Source organism: Mycobacterium sp. NGS33 (assembly GCF_059812885.1).
The window spans coordinates 461,873-478,263 of sequence record NZ_JCALDN010000002.1 but is presented as its reverse complement, the minus strand read 5'-3'; the positions used below and the strand labels follow the sequence as shown (position 1 = coordinate 478,263).

17 protein-coding genes are annotated in these 16,391 nt (G+C 67.1%); 7 read left to right on the top strand and 10 right to left on the bottom strand.

Annotation, left to right across the window (positions count from 1 at the left end; translation table 11 throughout):
* Positions 1-78 precede the first annotated feature (78 nt).
* The 4 genes from AC5Y5B_RS06265 to AC5Y5B_RS06250 form a co-directional block, all read right to left on the bottom strand.
* Positions 79-471: a hypothetical protein gene (locus AC5Y5B_RS06265; RefSeq protein WP_500004382.1), complete on the bottom strand. Its 393-nt coding sequence runs from the start codon at positions 469-471 to the stop codon at positions 79-81.
* Positions 392-1,057, bottom strand: coding sequence for a hypothetical protein (locus AC5Y5B_RS06260; protein WP_500004380.1), 666 nt, complete (start codon positions 1,055-1,057; stop codon positions 392-394). Before AC5Y5B_RS06260 ends, AC5Y5B_RS06265 begins: the two co-directional genes overlap by 80 nt.
* Positions 1,058-1,165: 108 nt before the next feature.
* Positions 1,166-2,143, bottom strand: a complete 978-nt coding sequence (locus AC5Y5B_RS06255) for a hypothetical protein (protein WP_500004379.1) — start codon at positions 2,141-2,143, stop codon at positions 1,166-1,168.
* 223 nt (positions 2,144-2,366) lie between these two features.
* Entirely contained in the window at positions 2,367-3,344 is a 978-nt protein-coding gene (locus AC5Y5B_RS06250; protein ID WP_500004378.1) for a hypothetical protein, read from the bottom strand.
* Between the two features lie 112 nt (positions 3,345-3,456).
* On the opposite strand from AC5Y5B_RS06250, the gene AC5Y5B_RS06245 reads away from it, so the two are divergent.
* Entirely contained in the window at positions 3,457-5,184 is a 1,728-nt protein-coding gene (locus AC5Y5B_RS06245; protein ID WP_500004375.1) for an NAD-binding protein, read from the top strand.
* Positions 5,185-5,217: 33 nt separating this feature from the next.
* Here the strand turns inward: AC5Y5B_RS06245 and AC5Y5B_RS06240 are convergent, their stop codons facing one another.
* Together AC5Y5B_RS06240 and AC5Y5B_RS06235 are read right to left on the bottom strand one after the other, a co-directional pair.
* A complete protein-coding gene (locus AC5Y5B_RS06240) occupies positions 5,218-6,087 on the bottom strand; it encodes a tetratricopeptide repeat protein (RefSeq protein ID WP_112634779.1) in 870 nt (289 codons plus the stop codon).
* A gap of 71 nt (positions 6,088-6,158) precedes the next feature.
* Complete coding sequence (locus AC5Y5B_RS06235; RefSeq protein WP_500004763.1) at positions 6,159-7,037, bottom strand: LLM class flavin-dependent oxidoreductase; 879 nt, start codon at positions 7,035-7,037, stop codon at positions 6,159-6,161.
* Between the two features lie 57 nt (positions 7,038-7,094).
* On the opposite strand from AC5Y5B_RS06235, the gene AC5Y5B_RS06230 reads away from it, so the two are divergent.
* Positions 7,095-7,517 carry a VOC family protein gene (locus tag AC5Y5B_RS06230; RefSeq protein WP_430919976.1) on the top strand — a complete coding sequence of 141 codons (423 nt, stop codon included), beginning with the start codon at positions 7,095-7,097 and terminating at the stop codon, positions 7,515-7,517.
* A 46-nt stretch (positions 7,518-7,563) separates the two neighbouring features.
* Positions 7,564-7,953: a VOC family protein gene (locus tag AC5Y5B_RS06225; RefSeq protein ID WP_112634778.1), complete on the top strand. Its 390-nt coding sequence runs from the start codon at positions 7,564-7,566 to the stop codon at positions 7,951-7,953.
* 14 nt (positions 7,954-7,967) lie between these two features.
* Here AC5Y5B_RS06225 and AC5Y5B_RS06220 read toward each other — a convergent pair whose 3' ends face one another.
* The 3 genes from AC5Y5B_RS06220 to cysD are packed head-to-tail and all read right to left on the bottom strand — an operon-like array spanning position 7,968 to position 11,282.
* A complete protein-coding gene (locus tag AC5Y5B_RS06220; RefSeq protein WP_112634777.1) occupies positions 7,968-8,453 on the bottom strand; it encodes an Rrf2 family transcriptional regulator in 486 nt (161 codons plus the stop codon).
* 58 nt (positions 8,454-8,511) lie between these two features.
* Entirely contained in the window at positions 8,512-10,353 is a 1,842-nt protein-coding gene (cysC, locus tag AC5Y5B_RS06215; protein WP_112634776.1) for an adenylyl-sulfate kinase, read from the bottom strand.
* Positions 10,353-11,282, bottom strand: a complete 930-nt coding sequence (gene cysD / locus AC5Y5B_RS06210; RefSeq protein ID WP_165821872.1) for a sulfate adenylyltransferase subunit CysD — start codon at positions 11,280-11,282, stop codon at positions 10,353-10,355. Before cysD ends, cysC begins: the two co-directional genes overlap by 1 nt.
* A 201-nt stretch (positions 11,283-11,483) precedes the next feature.
* Between cysD and AC5Y5B_RS06205 the strand changes: the two genes are divergently transcribed.
* Positions 11,484-11,924 carry a PaaI family thioesterase gene (locus AC5Y5B_RS06205; RefSeq protein ID WP_112634774.1) on the top strand — a complete coding sequence of 147 codons (441 nt, stop codon included), beginning with the start codon at positions 11,484-11,486 and terminating at the stop codon, positions 11,922-11,924.
* A gap of 5 nt (positions 11,925-11,929) precedes the next feature.
* On the opposite strand, the gene AC5Y5B_RS06200 is transcribed toward AC5Y5B_RS06205, so the two are convergent.
* Positions 11,930-12,421, bottom strand: a complete 492-nt coding sequence (locus AC5Y5B_RS06200) for a beta-class carbonic anhydrase (protein ID WP_112634773.1) — start codon at positions 12,419-12,421, stop codon at positions 11,930-11,932.
* A gap of 210 nt (positions 12,422-12,631) precedes the next feature.
* On the opposite strand from AC5Y5B_RS06200, the gene AC5Y5B_RS06195 reads away from it, so the two are divergent.
* From AC5Y5B_RS06195 to AC5Y5B_RS06185, 3 genes are read left to right on the top strand one after another with little or no spacing between them, the layout of a single operon-like run.
* Positions 12,632-13,609: an ABC transporter permease gene (locus AC5Y5B_RS06195; RefSeq protein ID WP_112634772.1), complete on the top strand. Its 978-nt coding sequence runs from the start codon at positions 12,632-12,634 to the stop codon at positions 13,607-13,609.
* Positions 13,606-14,532 carry an ABC transporter permease gene (locus tag AC5Y5B_RS06190; RefSeq protein ID WP_112634771.1) on the top strand — a complete coding sequence of 309 codons (927 nt, stop codon included), beginning with the start codon at positions 13,606-13,608 and terminating at the stop codon, positions 14,530-14,532. Before AC5Y5B_RS06195 ends, AC5Y5B_RS06190 begins: the two co-directional genes overlap by 4 nt.
* Positions 14,529-16,364, top strand: coding sequence for a dipeptide ABC transporter ATP-binding protein (locus AC5Y5B_RS06185; RefSeq protein ID WP_500004369.1), 1,836 nt, complete (start codon positions 14,529-14,531; stop codon positions 16,362-16,364). Before AC5Y5B_RS06190 ends, AC5Y5B_RS06185 begins: the two co-directional genes overlap by 4 nt.
* Positions 16,365-16,391 lie beyond the last annotated feature (27 nt).

The following is a 16,391-nucleotide window of genomic DNA, read 5'->3' as shown; positions in this document are numbered from 1 at the left end:
CTCCCCGTCATCCTCCGCGCGCTCGAGGGCGAGCAAGAGATGTCGGAATCCTAAGACGGGATTGGTAGCCTTGAAAATTCAGCTGACCCACTCGTCATAGAAAGTGCGAGTAGCGCTGGGATTGGCGCTTTCGATCAGGGAGTACAGCAGAGCGTACGGGCTGGTGAATCCAGCGTCGTCATTCAGCTGGATTTTGAAGTTGGCGCTGAGCGGGGCGCCCTCGTCGCGGAACTCACGGTAGACCCAGCGCGATGGATACCCCCGACGCAACATTTCGCCGAGGTAGTAGCAGGCGCCCTCGACGAATTCGGCATTGACCGAATCGTGGAAGGCCTGAATCGTGGGCGTCAGACGCAGGACCAAAGCGGCAAGGCGGTCGATGCTGTCGGGGCTATAGTCCCAGTTGCCGCCGTTTTCGGCCGCCCAGTCCGGGAAATTCTGCTCCTGTCGCGCCAGCCACTCGTCGAGCACCGTCGAGGGCGGTGGGGCGTATGAACAGCCCGTCCGCCAGCGTGCGCTCTTTGACCGGGGACCATCCAGGATGCGCCTCGGCGTAGTCCTGGACCACCTGCTTCCAGCGGCCATAGGCGGGTACCAATACCGCGCTGTCGTCGCTCGCCAACGCCTGCAACAGCAGATGCGTCGGCGACAACGCCTCCAACCCCGATTCGGTGTCGGGACGAATGATCGGAAACCCCGTCGCGTCCGGCTCGCCCGCACTGTCGATGCGCCAGCGATGCCCGGAGAGCCGTTGCCGCAGCTGGGGATCATCGATCGTGAGGCCGGCGGGCGCCTCGGCGGCCCAGTCCCACCGCCCACCACCGACCCGCATCAACGCCTCACCCACATACGCCACCGCTCCCGCGGTAAAGGACTGCTGCTCGCCATCGAGCGCCTCGGCCGGATCGCCCAACCGATCCCGCGCCGCGGCCTCGAGCGCCGACAACGACGCCTCCGAATAGTCCAGCTCGACCGCCCCGCCGAGATCCACGTCGCCCGTCATGTCGATCAGCACGTTGACCCGGTCCAACCACCAATCCAGCGGCCCACCGACCACCGCGACCTCCTAATCGGTTCTGACGGCTCTCCCATTGGGCTGCCCGCAACGACGTGCGCCTCCCTCAACCGTTTTCGCTCGCGATCTGTTGGATCAGCGGGGCGGGATTCAGCCGACCCATTCGTCGTAGTAGGCGCGAGGACGGCCGAGGTCGCCACGCTCGAGCATGAAGGAAAGCAGATGGAACGGCCCGGTGAAGCCGGCATCGTCGTTCAACTGAAGTTGAAAGTTTGCGGTAATCGGGTCGCCGTCGTCGCGAAACTCGCGGTACACCCAACGCGACGGGCAGCCGCGCCGCAGTATCTCGCCCAAGTAGTAGCTGGCACCGTCAACGAACTCAGCATTGCGGGGATCCCGAATCGCAGCCACAGTCGGCGTTTTCCGCGATACGAGCTCGGTCAACCGGTTAATGCTGTCCGGGCTGTAATCCCAGTTGCCGCCGTTCGCGGCCGCCCAGTCCGGGAAATTGCGTTTCTGTCGCGCCAGCCACTCGTCGAGCACCGTCGAGGGCGGTGGGGCGTTGAACAGCCCGTCCGCCAGCGTGCGCTCTTTGACCGGGGACCATCCAGGATGCGCCTCGGCGTAGTCCTGGACCACCTGCTTCCAGCGGCCATAGGCGGGTACCAATACCGCGCTGTCGTTGCTCGCCAACGCCTGCAACAGCAGATGCGTCGGCGACAACGCCTCCAACCCCGATTCGGCATCGGGTCGAATGATCGGGAAGCCCGTCGCATCGGGCTCGCCCGCACTGTCGATGCGCCAGCGATGCCCGGAGAGCCGTTGCCGCAGCTGGGGATCATCGATCGTGAGGCCGGCGGGCGCCTCGGCGGCCCAGTCCCACCGCCCACCACCGACCCGCATCAACGCCTCACCCACATACGCCACCGCTCCCGCGGTAAAGGACTGCTGCTCGCCATCGAGCGCCTCAGCCGGATCGCCCAACCGATCCCGCGCCGCGGCCTCGAGCGCCGACAACGACGCCTCCGAATAGTCCAGCTCGACCGCCCCGTCGAGATCGACATCGCCCATCATGTCGATCAGCACGTTGACCCGGTCCAACCACCAATCCAGCGGTCCACCCTCCACCGCGTTCTCCTATCCAGTCGCAGCGCCGCCCGATACGCGATGATGCGCATTGTCCCTGTTGTACCGCAAGATTGCCCGCCACATCATCGCACGACGATCATCAGCATTGCCGCCGCAGCCACGACCAACGGGTCGAGATGGACCGCGGAAATATAAGCTTTGCAACGGTTTTCGCTCGCGGTCCGGTAGGTGGCGAAAACGCCGCACCGCAGTAGTGCTGGACTTAACTGATCCAGTCGTCATAGTAGGCGCGGGTGTGGTTGAGATCGCCGCGCCTCACCATGCGAGAGAGCAGATGGTAAGGGCCAGTAAAGCCGCCATCGTCGTTCAGCTGAATCTTGAAATTCGCGGTGATCGAGTCGCCCTCGTCTAAGAAGTCCCGGTATACCCAGCGGGAAGGATAGCCGCGACGCAGCATCTCGCCCAGGTAATAAGAGGCGCCGTCGACGAACTCAACGTTAGCCGGATCGTGGAAAGCCTCGACAGTCGGCGTGACCCGCAGGACCAGAGCGGCGAGGCGGTTGAGACTGTCGGGGCTGTAATCCCAGTCGCCGCCGTTTTCGGCCGCCCAGTCCGGGAAATTCTGCTCCCGCCGCGCCAGCCACTCGTCAAGCACCGTCGAGGGCGGCGGGGCGTTGAACAGCCCGTCCGCCAGCGTGCGCTCTTTGACCGGCCACCAATCGGGATTCGTTGCCGCATGGGACTTCACGGCCCGTTCCCAGCGCTGGTGGACGACCGATAACACCGCGCTTTCGTCGCTCGCCAACGCCTGCAACAACAGATGCGTCGGCGACAACGCCTCCAACCCCGATTCGGCGTCGGGACGAATGATCGGAAACCCCGTCGCGTCCGGCTCGCCCGCACTGTCGATGCGCCAACGATGCTCAGCCAACCGCTGCCCCAGCACGGCGTCAGCCACCGCGACACCAGCGGGCGCCTCGGCCACCCAGTCCCACCGCCCACCACCCACACGCATCAACGCCTCACCCACATACGCCACCACTCCCGCGGTAAAGGACTGATTCCCGCCATCGAGCGCCTCGGCCGGACCGCCCAACCGACCCCGCGCCGCGGCCTCCACCGCCGCCAGTGAGTCCTGGGAATAATCCAGCACGACCGCCCCGCCGAGATCGACATCGCCCATCATGTCGATCAGCAGGTTGACCCGGTCCAACCACCAATCGAGTGGCGCCCGCTCCACGGCGTCCTCCCATCCATCTCGAGTTCAGGACATGTCGCGCTGGCATCAATCGGCACGGTGCCCGATAGTCATAGCAACAGCTGAGCGCCAATGTCATCAGAGGTGGGGATACATGAGCACGCGCCGCCACATCATCGTCAGCGGCGACGACGCGCTCGCCACAACGATTGCCGAGGAACTGAACCGCGCCGGCGCCACGATCGTCAAGCTGCACAGCGAGGAGCTCGCCGCCGCCGATCTTGCCCGCGCGGACGCCATCGTGTGCGCCGGGGATGACGACGCGAAGAATCTCGAAATCGCCTTGCTGGCAAGGAAAACGAACCCCCATGTGCGCGTCGTCGCCCGCCTGGGCAACGACGTGCTGCGGGCAGCGGTGGCGGCCGACAACGGTCCCGGCGCCATCCTGGACGTCGCCGACCTCGCGGCGCCTTCGGTGGTTGAGGCCTGCCTGTCGAGCCATACGCATCCGGTCGAGGCGGCCGGCATCAAATTCCTGGTGTCGGGCGCCGAGGCGCCCCGCGACGCAACCCTTCGCGAGATCTATGGCGACCTGGCACCGGTAGCCGTGATTCATGGCGAGAACTCCGCCACGCCCGACGAGGTGGTCCCGTGCCCGGGACGCGATCATCAAGTGCGCGCCGGCGACTGGACCGCGATGATCGGCAGCGCCGATGAGCTGGCCGCGCGCGGCATCAAGACGCCCCGGCCGAGCGCGACACGGTCGCGCCAATCGTGGATGCGGCGCGTCTCGGACGCCGCGCGGGCGATGCGCGACGACGTCAACCCCATGCTCTTTCCCGCGATGCTGCTCGCGCTCAGCCTGCTGCTCGCCTCGACGGTCGTGGTGCACTTCTCCTACACGAAGCCGCGGCTGTCCTGGCTGGACGCCATGTACTTCACCGCGGAAACCATCACCACCGTGGGCTACGGCGAATTCACCTTCCTGCACCAGTCGGCGTGGCTGCGAGTTTTCGCCGTCGCCCTGATGTTCACCGGGGTGACCACTACTGCGCTGCTCGTCGCCTTCCTCGCGGACTTGCTGCTGTCGCGCCGCTTCGTCCAATCGGCCGGGGTCCGGCGGGCGCGCCACCTGCGCAACCACATCATCGTCGTCGGGCTGGGCTCGTTCGGCAGCCGCGTCGTCGGCGATCTGACCGCCGCCGGATACGACGTCGCGGTGATCGAGCGCGATGAGAACAACCGATTCCTCTCGACCGCAGACGAACTCGACGTGCCGGTGATCTTCGGGGACGCGACGCTGCGCCAGACGCTGGAGGCGGCCCGCGTGGACCGCGCCCGCGCCGTCGCGGTGCTGACCCAGGACGACATGGTCAACATCGAGACGGGGATCGTGCTGCGGGAGATGCTCGGCCCGCGGGTGATGCCCGAGGTCAACCGGCCCGACGTGCCGATCGTGCTGCGGATCTATGACCGCACCCTGGGCGACGCGGTGGCCAAGCGGTTCGGTTTCGAGAATGTCCGCTCGACCGTCGACCTGGCCGCGCCCTGGTTCATCGGCGCCGCGATGGGCCTGCAGGTGCTCGGGACGTTCTCGGTGGGGCCGCGTTCGTTCATGGTCGGCGCCATGCACGTGGCGCCCGGCAGCGAGCTCGACGGGCTGCGGATGTTCGAGATGTCCACCCAGACCCGGGTCATCGCGATCACCCGCCGGGATACGCCCGTCGAGCTGCATCCTCGCCGGGACGCCTGGCTGCGCGGCGGCGACACCGTCTACCTGGTGGGGCCGTACCGCGAGCTGCTGGAGACGCTGCGCAAAGGGCAGCCGCCCCAGGAGCCCGCCGTCACCGACGAGCGCCCCGCGGATCGCGCGGCGACCTGAGCCTCGCCGGACGCGCACAACCGCGCAGGCGGGTCACGAAGCCGACCAGTTCAACGAGCCCTGGCCGCCGGGGTCCGGGTGACCGCCATGCCGGGCGCACCATCCGGCAAGCTCGTGGCGGGCGGCGACGGTCACCGGGTGCTCGTCGCCGAGGACCCGGGCCTCTTCGTCGACCAGCGCTTCCCATGCCGCCACCTCGTCCTTGACGCCGGCCAGGTCGGGGGCCCACAGCGTGAACATGTGCCGGGCCATCAGCAGGTGGACGTGGTCGCCGCCCAGCTTGTCGCGCAGCTCGCCGATCAACGGCTCGAGCTCGGCGACGGCCGTGGCGACATCGCCGGATCGTCCTCGCCAGATCGCCAGCATCAACCGCGTCCCCAGGGTGTCGGCGTGGTCGTCACCGAGGACGCGTCGGCGCGCGGCGAGTACGTGTTCGCCCTCGGCCATTGCACCGACGAGATCACCTATCTCCCAACGCTTCTCAGCGATTTTCTCGCGGGCGACCAACACGCTCTCGTGTTCGGCACCCAACACCCGCTGTTCGTCGGCGAACAACTGCGACCATTCGGCGAGCGCTGCCAGCGACGGTTGTTGCCGCCCCGCCAAAAGGTGGCGGGCGGTCAGGGTGCTGAGGTGATCGCGCCCGAGCACCTCGACGAGGTCCGGAATCAGCCGAGCGAACTCTTCGTAGGCGACCGCGTCGTCGCCCGCCCGCAGTTGCACCGTGGCCAGCGACACCTTGAGTTCCAGGACGGTGGGATGACGCTCGCCCAGCGTTGCCCGGCAGAGGGTGACCAGCTCGTTCGCCTGCCGCGCGGCCCCGGCGTAATCGCCGTTGTTCGCGCACTCCGTCATGAGCCCGGTCAGTTCAGCCAGCGGGGCGGGCAGCTCCTGCTGCGTCATGCCGCTAATGAAATCGCCACCGCGCCGGTGCGGCAATTCACCCCGTCTGAGCTGCGGCGATGCCTTTAAGGCTAGAGGCGGGCCGCCACGTCGGCGGCGCGACGGAGCTGATCGACATCCGAGCTGGTCGGGATCAGCTGGACCTCTTCGGTGCCGATCTCGGCAAACCGGCGCAGCACGTCCAGCAGCTCGTCTTCGCTGCCGGCCCAGCCCGTCATCGGCGCCATCGCGTCGACGTATTCGGCCGGTATCCAGTTCATGTAGCGGCGCAGATGACGGTGTATCTGGTCGCGGGACCCCTCGGGCGACCCGAACGCGAACCAGAACGACGTGATCAGGTGCGGTTTGGGTTTGCCGGCCTGCGCCCAGGCCGCCCGGGTCACGTCGAACAGCTCGTTCTGCTTGGCCACGTCGAGGTCCAGGGTGGTGCCGGCCAGCCCGTCGGCCCACGCGGCCGCGCTGCGGATGGTTTTCGGCCCGATACTGCCGACGAACAGCGGCGGACCGCCGGGCTGGACTGGGGCCGGACCGACCGGCAGCACCGAGTCGGAGGTCTTCTCCCCCGCCCAGACTCGCTTCATCACCGCCACGCGTTCGGCCATGCCGCGCATCGTCTGCGTCGCCGGATCGGCGCTCACGGCGTGGTAGTCCTCGTGCCGGCCGCCCACCCCGATGCCCACGGTGAGGCGGCCGCCGCTCAACAGATCGCCCGTCGCCAAGCCCTTGGCGAGCATGACCGGATCGTGCAACTGCGGCACGATGACCGTGGTCAGCAGCCGCACCCGCTGGGTCCACGCGGCCAGCGCACCCAGCAACGTCAGGTTGTCCGGGTTGTCGAAGGCGATGCGCTCACCCCAGCACAGCGACGAGAACGGGCCCTCGTCGATGGCGCGCGCCCAGCTCTCGAGGACGGTCGCATCCAGATCCGGCTCCATCACCGGCATGGTCATCGCAATCTGCACGACCGCGATTTTGGCATGTTTAACATGCCGCCCATCAGTGGAACCATGGACCGGGTGGCGTTCACCAGTAGTTCCATCGCACATGTCCGGCTGACGGTGACCGATATCGAGCGGTCGCGGCAGTTCTACGAGAGCGTGTTCGGTTGGCCGGTGTTGATCGAGGTCCCCGACAACGCCGACGAACCCACCCGTAACCAGTTGAGTTTCCTGTTCGGCGGCGTCATCTACGACCTGGGCGGCACGCTGCTCGGGCTGCGCCCGGTCGCCGCGGACCGCTTCGACGAGGATCGAGTCGGTCTCGACCACATCGCCTTCCGACTCGCCAGCAAAGACGAATTGGATTCGGCAGCAGCACATCTCGACGAACTTGGCGTCATCCATGAGCCGGTCAAGGACATCGGACCGTCCTTCATCCTGGAGTTCCGCGATCCCGACAACATCGCCCTAGAGCTAACCGCGCCGAAATAGTGCGACGTTGTCGCGCCGGGTGGACGGTGGTTGACTGGAAAGAACTATGACCATCAGTTTCAACCACACCATCGTCGCGTCACGCGACAAACAAGAATCAGCCGAGTTCCTCACCGAACTGTTCGGCCTGCCCAGCCCAAAGCCCTTCGGCCACTTCATGGTTGTCGAACTCGAGCACGGCGCAAGCCTCGACTATGCGGACGCACCCGAGGGCGCGGACATCCCCCGCCAGCACTACGCGTTCCTGGTGTCGGAGGAGGAGTTCGACACCATCTACGCCAGGATCCAATCACGCGGTCTGCAGCACTGGGCCGATCCGGGCGCCAAACGCCCCGGCGAGATCAACCACAATCACGGCGGGCGCGGGGTCTATTTCCCGGATCCCTCCGGGCATGCCATGGAGATCCTCACCAGCCCGTACGGATCGGCGGGCTAAGCGATAACTGGCGCTCAGTCGCCGGTGCGCGCCGTGCCGTGCCGCTGGCTTTCCTGCCGGCGATAGTCGTCGGCCAGCTGCGCGACATGCTTGGGCAGGCCGCCGGTGGCGACATCGGCCAGGGTCGTTTCTTCGAGCACCGAACGCATGCTGGCCCGCAGCGCGCGCCAGACGTCGGTGAGTGCCGCCGTGGGCCCCGAATACGGTAGGTCGCCCAGCCCGATGTCACGCACACTGGCCAACGGTCCGTCGATGCAGCGCAGCACGTCGGCGATGCTGATGTCTTTGCCGGAACGGGCCAATTCGTAGCCGCCCTCGCGCCCGCGGTGGCTTCGCACCAGCCGGTCGGTGCGCAGGTTGGTCAGGATGTCGACGAGAAACTGCGGCGGAATGCCCTGGGCCTGGGCCAGGTCGTCGGTCTTCACCAGCGTTCCGTCGGGCACCGTGGCGAGCTGAATCATCGCCCGCACGGCATACTCCGCCTTCGCCGACATGCGCACTCACAGGATTGTGCCACCCGGCGGCACCGTTTCGGTGCAGCCTGGCAGATCTGGGGCGCTACCCGCGTGATTCGAGCAGGTCGATGACCCGCTGCGCCTGCTCCTCGACGGTACCGTCCGGGGTCAGCCGCAGATCGGGGTTCACCGGCGCCTGATATGGGCTGTCGATGCCGGTGAACTGGGTGATTTCACCCGCCCGGGCTTTGGCGTACAGGCCCTTGGGATCACGCTTTTCGCATTCCTCGATCGGGGTGTCACAGAACACCTCGATGAAGTCGAAGCCGGCCTCGGCGTGCACTTGGCGTGCCAGTTCGCGTTGTTCGGCCAGCGGACTGATCGCCGGCACCAGCACGACGTTGCCGCAGTCGGCGAGCAGCGCTGCCACGTGCGCCAGCCGGCGCAGGTTTTCGGCCCGGTCGGCCATGGAAAAGCCCAAGTCGGCGTTCAGACCGTGCCGCAGGTTGTCACCGTCGAGAACATAAGCCAGAGCACCCTTTTCGAGCAGCTTTTGCTCGACCAGCATGGCCACCGACGACTTGCCGGACCCGGACAATCCGGTAAACCACACCGTCTTGCCACGAGGCCGCGCCTCGGCGACGTCGGATGACTTGTGCCGCACGGTGTTCGGGCTCGCCGCTTGCGCCGAAGCGTCGCGCAGCACCATGCCGGCCGCCACGGTGCCGTTGGTGTGCGGGTCGATGAGGATGAACGAGCCGGTGCTGGAGTTGCGGGTGTATTCGTCGAGCAGCAGCGGCACCTGGGTGCGCAGCGAAATGCGGCCGAGTTCGTTGAGCTGCAACGCCGTTGCCGTCTTGTCGCGATGCAGCGTGTTGACGTCCAGCCGGTAGTCGAGCGCGGTCACCTTCGCGTGCGTGGTCCGGGTGGTGTGCTTGATGACGTAGTCGCGGCCGGGCTCGAGCGCCGCGTTGTCGGCCATCCAGCACACGGTCGCGTCGAACTGCTGGGTGACCCTGGGCTGGTTGTGGGTGCGGGCGATCAGGTCGCCGCGCGAGATGTCGATCTCGTCGGCCAGGGTCAGCGACACCGCCATCGGCGGGAAGGCTTCTTCCACCGGGCCATTCGGCCCGTCGATCGCCGTGATCCGGGTGCGCTTGCCGACCGGCAGCACCACCACCTCATCGCCCGGACGCATGACCCCGCTGGCGACCGTGCCGGCGTAGCTGCGGTGGTCCTGGTGTTCACGGGTGTGCGGGCGGATGACGTACTGGACCGGGAACCGCACGTCGACCATGTTGCGGTCACCGGCGATGTACACCTCTTCGAGGTGGGACAGCAACGCCGGGCCCTCGTACCATGGCGTCTGGTCGGACTTGGTCACCACGTTGTCGCCGTGCAGCGCCGAAAGCGGAATGGTGGCCACGTCGTGCACGTCCAACCGTGCGGCGAAGGCATGGAACTCGTCCCGGATCGCCTCGAATTTCTCTCTGTCCCAACCGATCAGGTCCATCTTGTTGACGGCCAGGACGATGTGCTGGATGCCCAGCAAAGACGCCAGGAAGGCGTGCCGGCGTGACTGCTCGAGCAGGCCGTGCCGCGCATCGACGAGCACGATCACCAGTTGCGCGGTCGACGCGCCGGTCACCATGTTGCGGGTGTACTGGATGTGCCCGGGGGTATCGGCGATGATGAATTTCCGCTTGGGCGTGGCGAAGTAGCGGTAGGCGACGTCGATGGTGATGCCCTGTTCGCGTTCGGCCCGCAGGCCGTCGGTCACCAGCGCCAGGTCGGTGTAGTCGTGTCCGCGGTCCTTGGACGTCTGTTCCACCGCGGCCCACTGGTCTTCCATCACGGCCTTGGAGTCATACAACAGCCGACCGATCAGGGTGGACTTGCCGTCGTCGACCGAACCCGCGGTCGCGAGCCTCAAGAGCGTTGTCATCAGAAGTATCCCTGCCGTTTACGGTCTTCCATGCCCGCCTCGGAGATGCGGTCGTCGGCCCGGGTGGCCCCGCGTTCGGTCAGCCGGGACACCGCGGTTTCGGCGATGACCTCGTCCACGGTGGCTGCCTGCGATTCCACACACCCGGTGCACGTGACGTCGCCGACGGTGCGGAAACGCACGGTCGTCTCGAACACCGGCTCGTCCTCGCCCGGTTGCATGTTGCGGTCGACCGCCAGCAGCATGCCGTCGCGACGAAACACCTTGCGCCGGTGCGCGTAATAGATCGACGGCAGCGCGATGTTCTCGGCGCCGATGTAGGACCAGATGTCGAACTCGGTCCAGTTGGACAGCGGGAACACCCGGATGTGCTCGCCCTTGTGGTGCCGGCCGTTGTAGAGGTTCCACAGCTCGGGCCGCTGCGCCTTGGGATCCCACTGGCCGAACTCGTCGCGGAAGCTGAAGACGCGTTCCTTGGCGCGGGCCTTTTCCTCGTCGCGGCGCGCCCCACCGAAGGCGGCGTCGAACTTGTTCTCCCGGATGGCGCGCAGCAGGGTCACGGTCTGAATCGAGTTGCGGCCCTGCTTCGGCTCGACGACGCGGCCGGCGTCGATGTCCTCCTGGACCGACGCGATCACCAGGCGCACCCCGTGCTCGGCGACCAGCTCGTCGCGGGTGGCGATCACCTCGTCGAAGTTGTGCCCGGTGTCGACGTGCATCACCGGGAACGGCAAGCGCCCGGGGCGGAACGCGCGCAGGGCGAGGTGCAGCATGACGATGGAGTCCTTGCCGCCGGAGAACAGCAGCACCGGCCGCTCGAACTCCGCGGCCACCTCACGAATGATGTGGATGGCCTCTGCCTCCAGCGAGCGCAGATGGCTCAACTCGTACTGTCCGGCGGCGGGGGCCACCTTCAGATCACCGGTCATGGCTTCCTTTGGTAAAATCTGGCAGAACTGACCAAGTTTGGCATCTTAGCAAGATATAAGACCAGCTCGTCCTGCCGCTGTCAACCGCGGGGTCCGACGAGCCGCCGGCCCGGATGGCGCGCGCGGCCACCACCGGACACATCGCGTCACGAAGCGCGTCGGCACTTTTGCGACCGATGACGGTTGCGAAAGCATGGAGGGATGACCGCCACCCCTGAAGCCGCCGGCGCACCCACGCCGAGCGGTCGCGACGTCATCGCCCAGTTCCTCCCCCAGTCACCCTTCGTCGCCAAGCTGGGCATTGTCGCCGACCGGCTCGAGGACGACGAAGTGCGGCTGCGGCTGCCCTGGGACCCGTCCAACGTGACCATCGGTGACATGGTCCACGGCGGCGCCATTGCCACGCTCGCCGATCTGACCGTCATGGCGGCGGCGTGGTGCGGAGCGCAGGCGCCACCCGAATTGCGGGGCGTGACCGTCTCCATGGCGCTGGACTTCATGGCCCCGGCCCGGGCCACCGACGTGATCGGCATCGGCCGGGTACTGCGGCGCGGCCGCTCGCTGGTCAACTGCGAGGCAGAGATCGTCGACCCGCAGGGGACGCTGGTGGCCAAGGCGCTGGCGACCTACAAGGTCGGCTGACCGGACTACAGCGTCACCTCGTCGAGCTTGCCGGTGGCCACGTCGAACACGAATCCGCGCGCGGAGACGTGCTTGGTGACGAACGGGCTGGCCTCCAGGCGGCGCAACGACTGCCGGACGTCCTCGGCGGAATCCGGGAACGCCTCCGCCGCCCACGGCGGTTTGATGCCCGTCTCCTCCTGGATGCCGCGCTTGAAGTCGTCGTCGGTGAAGGTGAGCATGCCGCAATCGGTGTGGTGAATCAGGATGATCTCCCGCGTTCCCAGCAACCGCTGGCTGATGGCCAGCGAGCGGACGACGTCGTCGGTGACGACCCCGCCGGCGTTGCGGATGACGTGGGCCTCCCCCTCGTGGAGGCCGAGGAGGCGATAGACATCGAGGCGGGCGTCCATGCACGCGACGACCGCGACATGTTTGCCCGGCGGCATGGGCAGTGGCCCTTCGAAGGTGCTCGCATATTCGGCGTTGTTGGCCAGGTAATCATCGGTAACCGTCACGCAAGCCTCCTTGGGAGTTCTCGGCCCGAACGCGCTTGTTTGCTGCACGGCCCGGTGCCGCGGTGGATCCTAACAACCGATCACACGCGATTCACCCGTGAGAATCAACCGGATCCGAAGGCGACCGAACGCGCCGGACGCCGCAACGCGCGACGTCGTGCTGCCGGCTCGATAGCCTGTCCCAATGCGACGTGGGGTGTGCGGACGGGCATGACGCGGTTTCTGGCACGCCGGTTGCTCAACTACGTTGTGCTGCTGGCGCTGGCATCGTTTCTCACGTTTTGCCTGACGTCGGCGGCCTTCAGGCCACTCGACAGCCTGCTGCAGCGCAGCCCGCGGCCCCCGCAAGCCGTGATCGACGCCAAGGCCCACACGCTCGGCCTGGACGAGGCGATACCGATCCGCTACGCGCACTGGGCGTCACACGCCGTCCGCGGCGACTTCGGCAAGACCGTCACCGGGCAGCCCGTCGGGACCACGCTCTGGCGTCGCGTCGGAGTCACCCTGCGCCTGCTGGTCATCGGTTCGCTGGCGGGCACCGCACTGGGCATCGCGGCCGGGGCATGGGGCGCCATTCGGCAGTATCGGCTCAGCGATCGCGTCGTCACCCTGGTGGCGCTGCTGGTGCTCAGCACCCCGACATTCGTGATCGCCAGCCTGCTGATCCTTGCTGCGCTGCGGGTGAACTGGGCGCTGGGCATCCACGTTTTCGACTACACCGGGGAGACCTCACCGGGGGTGACCGCCGGCGCCGGGGCGCAGCTGCTCGACCGGCTGCGGCACTTGGTGCTGCCGTCGCTCACCCTGGCGCTGGCCGCCGCGGCCGGCTACAGCCGATACCAACGCAACGCGATGCTCGACGTCCTCGGCCAGGACTTCATTCGCACCGCGCGCGCCAAGGGGCTGACCCGCCGCCGGGCGCTGGTCAAGCATGGGCTGCGGACCGCGCTGATCCCGCTGGCCACCCTGTTCGCCTACGGGGTGGCCGGCCTGGTCACCGGGGCGGTGTTCGTGGAGAAGATCTTCGGCTGGCACGGCATGGGTGAATGGCTGGTGCAGGGCATCGCGACTCAGGACACCAACATCATCGCGGCGATCACCCTGTTCTCCGGCGCTGTGGTGTTGCTGGCCGGTCTGCTCTCGGACGTGTTCTACGCGGCCCTTGATCCGCGAGTGCGGGTGTCATGACGTCTCAGGCCAATATCGATGGCGCCCACGGGTTTTCGGGTCACGAGGTCGCGGACTTCACCTCGCGGCGCACCCTGGTGCTGCGACGGTTTGGCCGCAACCGATTGGCGGTGGCGTCGCTGACGTTGCTGGTCCTGTTGTTCGTCGGCTGCTACGCGCTGCCCGCGGCGCTGCCCTACTCCTACGACGACCTCGATTTCACCGCGCTGTTGCAGCCGCCGAACGCGCGGCACTGGCTGGGCACCAACGCCCTGGGTCAGGACCTGTTGGCGCAAATCCTGCGCGGCATGCAGAAGTCGATGCTGATCGGGGTCTGTGTCGCGGTGATCTCCACCGGCATCGCCGCCACGGTCGGGTCGATCTCCGGCTATTTCGGAGGCTGGCGTGACCGGGCGTTGATGTGGGTGGTCGACCTGCTGCTGGTGGTGCCCAGCTTCATCCTCATCGCCATCGTGACACCGCGAATCAAGAACTCGGCCAATGTGTTGATGCTGGTGCTGCTACTGGCCGGGTTCGGGTGGATGGTCAGCTCACGCATGGTGCGCGGCATGACCATGAGTTTGCGTGAACGCGAATTCATCCGGGCCGCACGGTATATGGGGGTATCGAGCCGTCGCATCATCCTCGGCCACGTGGTGCCCAACGTGGCTTCCATCCTGATCATCGACGCCGCGCTGAACGTCGCCTCGGCCATCCTGGCCGAAACCGGCCTGAGCTTCCTCGGCTTCGGCATCCAGCCACCCGACGTGTCGCTGGGAACGTTGATCGCCAACGGCACCCAATCCGCGACCACGTTTCCCTGGGTGTTTCTGTTTCCCGCGGGTGTCCTGGTGCTGATTCTGGTGTGCGCCAACCTGACCGGTGACGGCCTGCGCGACGCGCTCGACCCCGGCAGCGCGGGGTTGCGGGGTGGGGGCCGATGAGCGCGCTGCTCGAGGTGACCGACTTGGCGGTCACCTTCGGAACCGGCAGCGCGCCCGTGACCGCGGTGCGCGGCATCAGCTACCGCATCGAACCGGGAGAGGTCGTCGCCATGGTCGGTGAATCCGGTTCGGGGAAGTCCGTGTCGGCGATGGCGGCCATCGGCCTGTTGCCCGAATACGCGCGTGTGCGCGGCTCGGTCCGGTTGCACGGCACCGAACTGCTTGGCCTCGGCGACGACGCCATGTCGCGGTTTCGCGGCAAGACGGTCGGCATGGTGTTCCAGGATCCGATGTCGGCGCTGACGCCGGTCTATACCGTCGGTGACCAGATCGCCGAGGCGATCGAGATCCATCAGCCGCGGCTGGGCAAGGAGGCCGCCCGCCGGCGGGCGGTGGAACTGCTCGAGCTGGTGGGAATCGCCCAGCCGGAGCGACGCGCCCGCGCGTTCCCCCATGAGCTGTCCGGCGGCGAGCGGCAACGGGTGGTCATCGCGATCGCGATCGCCAACGACCCCGACCTGTTGATCTGCGACGAGCCGACCACCGCGCTGGATGTCACGGTGCAGGCGCAGATCCTCGAGGTGCTCAAGACGGCCCGCGACATCACCGGCGCCGGAGTGCTCATCATCACCCATGACCTCGGTGTGGTCGCCGAGTTCGCCGACCGGGCGCTGGTGATGTATGCCGGCCGGGTGGTCGAATCCGCCGATGTCACAACGCTTTACCGGGGCCGGCGCATGCCCTACACCGTCGGGTTGCTGGGTTCGGTGCCGCGGCTCGACGCCGCCCAAGGCACCAGGCTGGTGCCGATCCCCGGCGCGCCGCCGTCGCTCGCGGGCCTGGATCCCGGTTGCCCGTTCGCGCCGCGCTGCCCGCTGGCCATCGACGAATGCCGGCTCGAGGAGCCACAATTGGTTCCCGTCGGCACCGATCACCGGGCGGCCTGCATCCGCACCGAGCTCGTCGCCGGCCGCAGTGCCGGGGACATCTACGGCGTGAGCACCGAAGCCCACCAAGTGCAATCGGGGGACAACTCGGTGGTCGTCGCGGTGCGCGACCTGACCAAGACCTACCGGCTGACCAAGGGAGTGTGGCGCCGCAGCGCCGGTGAGGTCCGCGCCGTCGACGGCGTCAGTTTCGAGCTGCGGCAGGGCCGCACCCTGGGCATCGTCGGCGAGTCCGGGTCGGGCAAGTCGACCACCTTGCACGAGATCCTGGAACTCACCGGGCCCCAATCGGGTTCGATCGAAGTGCTCGGCACCGATGTCACCACGTTGAGCGCGGCGCGCCGGCGATCGCTGCGGCGCGACATCCAGGTCGTGTTCCAAGACCCGGTCGCCTCACTGGACCCGCGACTACCGGTGTTCGAGCTCCTCGCGGAACCCTTGCGGGCCAACGGGTTCGACAAGAGCAGCACCAACGCGCGCGTCGCCGAGCTGCTGGACATCGTGGGGCTGCGCCGCGCCGACGCGGTCCGCTACCCCGCCGAATTCTCCGGCGGGCAGAAGCAACGCATCGGCATCGCCCGCGCGCTGGCACTGCAACCGAAGATCCTGGCGCTCGACGAACCGGTCTCCGCGCTCGACGTGTCCATCCAGGCCGGGATCATCAACCTGCTGCTGGACCTGCAAGAGCGGTTCGGCCTGTCCTATCTGTTTGTCTCCCATGATCTTTCTGTCGTCAAACACCTCGCGCACGACGTCGTGGTGATGTACGCCGGCGCGATCGTGGAGCAGGGCGACAGCCGGCAGGTCTTCGCCGATCCGCAACACGAATACACCCGGCGGCTGCTGAGCGCGGTGCCGCAACCGGATCCGAACAGACGTGCCTAGCCGCGTGGTCGTAACGCGCCGGGGAGC

What these genes read in the sequence shown, in the direction of transcription:
- AC5Y5B_RS06230 (WP_430919976.1), top strand. Translation starts at nt 7,095, where the DNA reads ATGGACCGGGTGGCGTTCACCAGTAGTTCCATCGCACATGTCCGGCTG.
- AC5Y5B_RS06240 (WP_112634779.1), bottom strand. Translation starts at nt 6,087, where the DNA reads ATGACGCAGCAGGAGCTGCCCGCCCCGCTGGCTGAACTGACCGGGCTC.
- AC5Y5B_RS06245 (WP_500004375.1), top strand. Translation starts at nt 3,457, where the DNA reads ATGAGCACGCGCCGCCACATCATCGTCAGCGGCGACGACGCGCTCGCC.
- cysD (WP_165821872.1), bottom strand. Translation starts at nt 11,282, where the DNA reads ATGACCGGTGATCTGAAGGTGGCCCCCGCCGCCGGACAGTACGAGTTG.
- cysC (WP_112634776.1), bottom strand. Translation starts at nt 10,353, where the DNA reads ATGACAACGCTCTTGAGGCTCGCGACCGCGGGTTCGGTCGACGACGGC.
- AC5Y5B_RS06235 (WP_500004763.1), bottom strand. Translation starts at nt 7,037, where the DNA reads ATGACCATGCCGGTGATGGAGCCGGATCTGGATGCGACCGTCCTCGAG.
- AC5Y5B_RS06195 (WP_112634772.1), top strand. Translation starts at nt 12,632, where the DNA reads ATGACGCGGTTTCTGGCACGCCGGTTGCTCAACTACGTTGTGCTGCTG.
- AC5Y5B_RS06190 (WP_112634771.1), top strand. Translation starts at nt 13,606, where the DNA reads ATGACGTCTCAGGCCAATATCGATGGCGCCCACGGGTTTTCGGGTCAC.
- AC5Y5B_RS06225 (WP_112634778.1), top strand. Translation starts at nt 7,564, where the DNA reads ATGACCATCAGTTTCAACCACACCATCGTCGCGTCACGCGACAAACAA.
- AC5Y5B_RS06205 (WP_112634774.1), top strand. Translation starts at nt 11,484, where the DNA reads ATGACCGCCACCCCTGAAGCCGCCGGCGCACCCACGCCGAGCGGTCGC.
- AC5Y5B_RS06185 (WP_500004369.1), top strand. Translation starts at nt 14,529, where the DNA reads ATGAGCGCGCTGCTCGAGGTGACCGACTTGGCGGTCACCTTCGGAACC.